Annotated in this window: 7 protein-coding genes; 6 read left to right on the top strand and 1 reads right to left on the bottom strand. The window is 30.9% G+C overall.

Annotated elements, in window-relative coordinates; translation table 11 throughout:
- Window positions 1-190: 190 nt before the first annotated feature.
- The 6 genes from KZ793_RS16430 to KZ793_RS16405 all read left to right on the top strand — a co-directional run bounded on the left by KZ793_RS16430 (window position 191) and on the right by KZ793_RS16405 (window position 4,906).
- Entirely contained in the window at window positions 191-712 is a 522-nt protein-coding gene (locus tag KZ793_RS16430) for an AidA/PixA family protein (RefSeq protein ID WP_225816322.1), read from the top strand.
- Window positions 713-748: 36 nt separating this feature from the next.
- Window positions 749-1,339, top strand: coding sequence for an AidA/PixA family protein (locus tag KZ793_RS16425; protein WP_225816321.1), 591 nt, complete (start codon window positions 749-751; stop codon window positions 1,337-1,339).
- Between the two features lie 488 nt (window positions 1,340-1,827).
- Window positions 1,828-2,409 carry an AidA/PixA family protein gene (locus KZ793_RS16420; RefSeq protein ID WP_225816320.1) on the top strand — a complete coding sequence of 194 codons (582 nt, stop codon included), beginning with the start codon at window positions 1,828-1,830 and terminating at the stop codon, window positions 2,407-2,409.
- A 39-nt stretch (window positions 2,410-2,448) separates the two neighbouring features.
- Window positions 2,449-3,045 carry an AidA/PixA family protein gene (locus KZ793_RS16415; RefSeq protein ID WP_225816319.1) on the top strand — a complete coding sequence of 199 codons (597 nt, stop codon included), beginning with the start codon at window positions 2,449-2,451 and terminating at the stop codon, window positions 3,043-3,045.
- A gap of 643 nt (window positions 3,046-3,688) precedes the next feature.
- On the top strand, window positions 3,689-4,270 hold the full coding sequence (locus tag KZ793_RS16410) for an AidA/PixA family protein (protein WP_225816318.1): 582 nt from the start codon (window positions 3,689-3,691) through the stop codon (window positions 4,268-4,270).
- 39 nt (window positions 4,271-4,309) lie between these two features.
- A complete protein-coding gene (locus tag KZ793_RS16405; RefSeq protein ID WP_225816317.1) occupies window positions 4,310-4,906 on the top strand; it encodes an AidA/PixA family protein in 597 nt (198 codons plus the stop codon).
- Window positions 4,907-5,297: 391 nt separating this feature from the next.
- Here the strand turns inward: KZ793_RS16405 and KZ793_RS16400 are convergent, their stop codons facing one another.
- Complete coding sequence (locus KZ793_RS16400; protein WP_118987445.1) at window positions 5,298-5,870, bottom strand: tyrosine-type DNA invertase; 573 nt, start codon at window positions 5,868-5,870, stop codon at window positions 5,298-5,300.
- Window positions 5,871-6,132 lie beyond the last annotated feature (262 nt).

Genomic DNA, 6,132 nt, shown 5'->3' with positions numbered 1-6,132 from the left:
GAAAGATGAAGGGTATATAAGTAAATTATCGGTAGGATTTGGCTATATCTAAAAAGATTTCTGATAAATATATAAGTAATTTACTTATATAAACTGTGATTTATACCAGTAGTTATTTAAGGTTTAATGGTTAATTATTAGCATGATAGAGGGCTCTTAGAGCAACTTAATCCAATGAAGGGGTACAAAAATGAATGAAACTGTAGATGTTATTATTTGTGTGGATGTTGATTGTATTATTAATGACTACAAGAAACTAGGAGCAAATCCGGACAACCCTACAATGGTAGATAATAAATACTTTCATTACATTACTAATAATGAAAATGCTGATATACCTGAAAATAATGCTACAGGGGAATTGATAGTAAAAATGGGTGTCAACGATATTATCAGGTGGAGAGTAATATCTTTAACTCAACAATTGATATATTCAGTAAACTTATACAAAAAAACGAAAGAAAATAGTTATAGAATTATAACACCTCTAAAATATACTCAGGAAGTAACAAAGGTTCTTTATCCAGAACAAGACGATAAGCAAGTACCCGGTACACCGTTTAAACATGGAGTAGAATCTATAACACAATCCTATTTGGAATCAAAAGGCAAGCAATCAGGTGAAGAGAAATTGACTTTTATAATAAGTATACATAATAACATTGAGTTAATTGGGTACATTTCTCATAGCGCTTTTGTTCGCGTTTTATAAACTCCAAAATTAATATAAGATAATAGGGCCAACATTATGAATACTGATGATACTGCTGAATTTTCTAAGAGTATAGATATTTTAATTTGTATTGATGTGCAATCTATCTTAAATAAGTTTGACCGCCTGAGCCAGGATTATAAAAAGCCGACTAAAATTGATGATAACTTGTTATATTATATTACCACTGAGAATCAAGCCTACGCTCCCGAGAAAAATGCTACAAATTCACTTAAAGTTACAGGTAAGGTAGGTGATATAGTTAGGTGGCAATCTTCTAGCATATCTGCTCAATTTAACCATAAGGTATTTTTATATCGTATGGAAAAAGAGAGTACTGATGATTACATTTCTCAACCAATGACAGTATATACATTAACTAAAGTTGTTGTTCCTAAGCTTCAAAAAGCGCTAATCCCCCACGAAGAAGATATTATTGAATGGTCACAAGCACTTTTGCCCGGTTTTTCCTATGAAAAAAAACATATTTACTATCAAAAATCTACGTTGCGTAGGCCAGGGATAGTTCAATATGCATGGTATCTATCTATCTATGATCACTCAAATAAACTTGTGGGTTATTGCTACCATACTCCCTTAACTGGCATCGTTATTTCTGATGATTAAATGTAATCTAACGATTCAGTATAACTAATATAACGTTTGCTACATTGATATATGCGTTGCGCCAGGGACAGGCTGAGTTTCATTTAATATAAAAAATTAAAATTTTTACTGCTATATTATTTGCTAAATATATCAAATTTCTTGTCATTTTATTATTAAACCAAAAGTTTAAAGTTAAATTAATTATTAGATGCTTTATTTTTTTCACTGAGTGTTATTATTGTTAATTATTAAAAGTTAATTTTACAGTTAAATGTCAGGACGTATAACTTTAACACAAGTGAGAATATGGAATTACTTATGTTTACAGGTGATGATTTAACATGAAAATTATTCGTATATTAAATAATTGTTATAAAAATATATAGGAAATTTATTTTTAAAAACTATGATTTATATCAGTGGTTTTTTTGACTTGAATCATTAATATAAAATATGATTGTTAGGCAATCTAAAACTTTATTGTAAAATTGTAAAGGAGAATAGATATGGGCGACTTTATAAAGATTTCGAAATATCAATCTGTAGATATTCTTATTTGTGTGGATGTAGAAGCTATCATTAGTAATTATGACTTAAGTAAATCAAAAACATTAGGAACCGCGAAATCGGTACATAATAAATATTTTTATTATATAACGAGCACTGGAAATCTTTATACTCCTAAAAATAATGCTCAAGGAGAGTTGGAGGTAACCGTTAATGTTGCTGATGACATTAGATGGAGGCCGATGTCTTTGACGCAGCAATTCGAATATACAGTACTTTTATGTAAAATGAGATTACAATCTGCTGACAATAGTGATGTTTCGCTTATAACATTACCGCAACTTGATTATGGTGATATTTCTATTCCTTATTTGGCTAAAGATGATAATAATAATGTAGATAATGTGGTATATAAAAGAGATGGAGAAAATAATGGTGGACTAATAACAAGATATTATCATCAATCAACAGCTCAGAGGGCGGGACGAGGTTCGTATGTCTGGTATATGAAAATATATCGTAAAAAACAACTCATTGGGTATATTGGTCATGATCCTTACATTACAGTTCTGGATGATTAAATACTTATAAAACTAATATATAGAATCGGGAATAGTATTATGAATAATGTTGAATATACAGATCTTAAAGGCGTAAGACCCGCTAGTGGTGTACAATTGATTGATGTTCTTGCCATTGTTGATGTAACAGCGATCAAAAAAGATCTCGGTAATTCCATTAGTAAGGTGCCTGGCGGGCCAACTGCAATGGGTGATAAATACATTTATTACATTACCTCTCAAAATAATATCTATGTTCCTAAAAATAATGCTCAAGGTACACTTTTAATTCAAGGTAAGGTAGGGGATATAATTAGATGGCGGGCTGCAACCCTATCAGCTCAATTTGATGATCAGGTATTTCTATATCATATGGGAGGGGTAGGTGCCAAATCGCTAGTTTCGCCCCCAACCCTAACTTCAGCTATATCTCAAGTTGCGGCTCCAAGTAAAGAGGCAACATTAGGGACTAATCAAGACTATCCTGTAGTATTTGAAAGTCGTAATATTTTCAATCAAGGATCTAAATTACGGACTCCAGGTATAGCCAAATATTCATGGTATATATCCGTTTTCGAAAGGTGGAATGTTAAAGATAATATTGGTAATCTTATTGGCTATCTTGCTCATTCTCCAAATATTCAAATAGTTGATTAAATTTAACATTATATAAAAATTTAATAAATCGACCATGAAATATTAAAAGTCAGTAAGCCATCACTGGAAAATATATATCTAATAGATTTCGAGCCGCAGCGCGGCGGCAAGTGAACGAATCCCCGGGAGCATAGTTAACTATGTGACCGGGGTGAGAGAGTGCAGCCAACAAAGCAGCAGCTTGAAAGATGAAGGGTATATACAGTATTTTTCAAAAATGTAACAACCTATGGAATAATCTAAGAACATATACTTACTAATATATTAAATTTCCTCTCATTTTATTATTAAACTAAAATTTTATAGTTGAATTAATGATTCGATATTTATTTTTTCACTAAGTGTTTTTATTATTGGTTATAAAAGAATTAATTTCATAGTTAAATATAGAAAAGAATAACTTTAACGTAAGAGAAAATATTGAATTACTCATGCTTACAAGTGGTGATTTAATACTAAAAATAATAATTTTGCGTTTTCAATATTAATATGAAACTTATTTGTATGTTAAAAGATTATTATAAAAATACAAGTAATTTAAATTTAAAAACTATGATTTATATCAGTAGTTTTTTTGATCTTAATTATTAATATAATAGATGATTGTTAAACAGTCTAACGCTTTATTGTGAAGGAGATAGAAATGAGTGAGGTTATAGATATTTCAAAATATCAAGTTGTGGATATTCTTATTTGTGTAGATGCAGAAGCTATTGTTAGTCATTATGATTTAAGTAAATCACAAACATTAGAAACTGCGAAAGTGGTATCTAACAATTACTTTTATTATATAACAAGTACTGGGAATCTTTATGCGCCTAAAAATAATGCTCAAGGAGAGTTGGAGATAACCGTCAATGTTGCTGATGACATTAGATGGAGGCCGATGTCTTTGACACAGCAATTTGAATATACGGTACTTTTATGCCACATGACAGGATCAGCAATTGGTGGTGGTGATGTTACACTTATAACATTACCGCAACTTGATTATGGTGATATTTCTATTCCTTATTTGGCTAAAGATGATAATAATAATGTAAATAATGTAGTATATAAAAGAGATGGAGAAAGTAATGGTGGACTAATAACAAGATATTATCATCAATCAACAGCTCAGAGAGAGGGATACGGTCAATATACCTGGTATATAAAAATATATCGTAAAAAACAACTCATTGGATATGTCTGTCATGATCCTTTCATTAGAGTTCTGGATAATTAAATACTTATAAAACTAATATATAAAAATAGGAATAGTATTATGAATAATACTGAATATACAGATCCGAATGATATGAAAACCGCTAGTGGTGTACAATTGATTGATGTTCTTGCCATTGTTGATGTAACAGCGATCAAAAAAGATCTCGGTAATTCCATTAGTAAGGTGCCTGGCGGGCCAACTGTAATGAATGATAAATACATTTATTACATTACCTCTCAAAATAATATCTATGTTCCTAAAAATAATGCTCAAGGTACACTTTTAATTCAAGGTAAGGTAGGGGATATAATTAGATGGCGGGCTGCAACCCTATCAGCTCAATTTGATGATCAGGTATTTCTATATCATATGGAAGGGGTAGGTGCCAAATCGCTAGTTTCGCCCCCAACCCTAACTTCAGCTATATCTCAAGTTGCGGCTCCAAGTAAAGAGGCAACGTTAGGGACTAACCAAGACTATCCTGTAGTATTTGAAAGTCGTAATATTTTCAATCAAGGATCTAAATTACGGACTCCAGGCATAGCCAAATATTCATGGTATATATCCGTTTTCGAAAGATGGAATGTTAAAGACAACGTTGGTAATCTTATTGGCTATCTTGCTCATTCTCCAAATATTCAAATAGTTGATTAAATTTAATATTACATGAAAATTTAATAAATCGACCATGAAATATTAAAAATCGGCCAGCTATCACTGGAAAGCAGAGTATAATTTCCAGTGATTTTATTTTTCTTAATTTTTGTGAAAATATCCATTCATATAATAATAGTGTTTGTTATTTAAATCCGTCCTGGATACCTATTTTTATTTGATTGTGTTATCTATTAATTTCCAAAAAAAATTATTTTAAAATTAATTATAAGAAATAGTAGTTAGTATCTTATGATGTGAATAATGATTATATCGCATAAAAACCCTCATCAGTATATGGACGAGAGTTTTTACAATTGGAAGATTTTTTGTTTCCAAGAGAAATAGTTTCTCATACTACATGTCTTACATAAAAAAAGAGATATTGAAATTAATCGAGTCCTTTTACAGGAGCCTCCCATATCTTGAAGAATCGTTTTACATTGCTTGCAGTGTAAATAACGGTATGGGATATATTTCGATGACCGAGATAATCTTGAATAAGGCGTGTATCTCTTCCTAAATCAGCGAGAGCATAACCACAGGCATGTCTTAACATATGTGGATGAGGTGAAATATTGACTAATGCTTGCTTGCCATAACGCTTTAATAAACCATAAACTTGCTGGCGTGAAATAGCACCTGATTTTTGTGATAAAAAGACCCACGCTGTATCTGATTCTCGCCAACTTTTTCTAATGTTAAGCCATTGATTTAAAGCTTTAATTTCTTCTGGTATTAGTGGGTGTGTTGTTGATAATCCCCCCTTTAATCGCCTGACATGAATAATTTCTGAGTTAAGATCAAGATCGGATAATGTTAGATTGCATAGCTCGCTCACTCTAAATCCATGAATGAAGCACATCAGTAGCATGCAATAATCTCGCTCGGCGTGACGTCCCTGACGTGCTTTTTCTAAAATCGCATTAATTTCATATCTGGTTAAGAATTTACGTTTCTTCATGAAAATAATTCCTGTGAAATTTTGGCAGATAGTTATAGGTAGAAGAATAATATTAATCTACCGGAATATATCAATTAATAGAACTTTTATAAAATTATTAGCTGATAACTCTATTTATTTTGACCAAAATCTATAAATACCGTTTTTAGATAGTTATAAATAGCCATTTTTTAATAGAAAATATCAGCTTGTAAGCTTTGTAATTATATATTTGAAAATTATTTGACAATAAAAAGAAACTAAACAGAATGCACCAAACTGT

The sequence above is a fragment of the Photorhabdus antumapuensis genome, assembly GCF_020387775.1.
GTDB classification, from domain to species: Bacteria; Pseudomonadota; Gammaproteobacteria; order Enterobacterales; family Enterobacteriaceae; genus Photorhabdus; species Photorhabdus antumapuensis.
This window is presented reverse-complemented; position numbering and strand designations above follow the sequence as displayed.

Coding starts and splice junctions, on each gene's coding strand:
- KZ793_RS16430 (WP_225816322.1), top strand. CDS start 191: ATGAATGAAACTGTAGATGTTATTATTTGTGTGGATGTTGATTGTATT.
- KZ793_RS16425 (WP_225816321.1), top strand. CDS start 749: ATGAATACTGATGATACTGCTGAATTTTCTAAGAGTATAGATATTTTA.
- KZ793_RS16420 (WP_225816320.1), top strand. CDS start 1,828: ATGGGCGACTTTATAAAGATTTCGAAATATCAATCTGTAGATATTCTT.
- KZ793_RS16415 (WP_225816319.1), top strand. CDS start 2,449: ATGAATAATGTTGAATATACAGATCTTAAAGGCGTAAGACCCGCTAGT.
- KZ793_RS16410 (WP_225816318.1), top strand. CDS start 3,689: ATGAGTGAGGTTATAGATATTTCAAAATATCAAGTTGTGGATATTCTT.
- KZ793_RS16405 (WP_225816317.1), top strand. CDS start 4,310: ATGAATAATACTGAATATACAGATCCGAATGATATGAAAACCGCTAGT.
- KZ793_RS16400 (WP_118987445.1), bottom strand. CDS start 5,870: ATGAAGAAACGTAAATTCTTAACCAGATATGAAATTAATGCGATTTTA.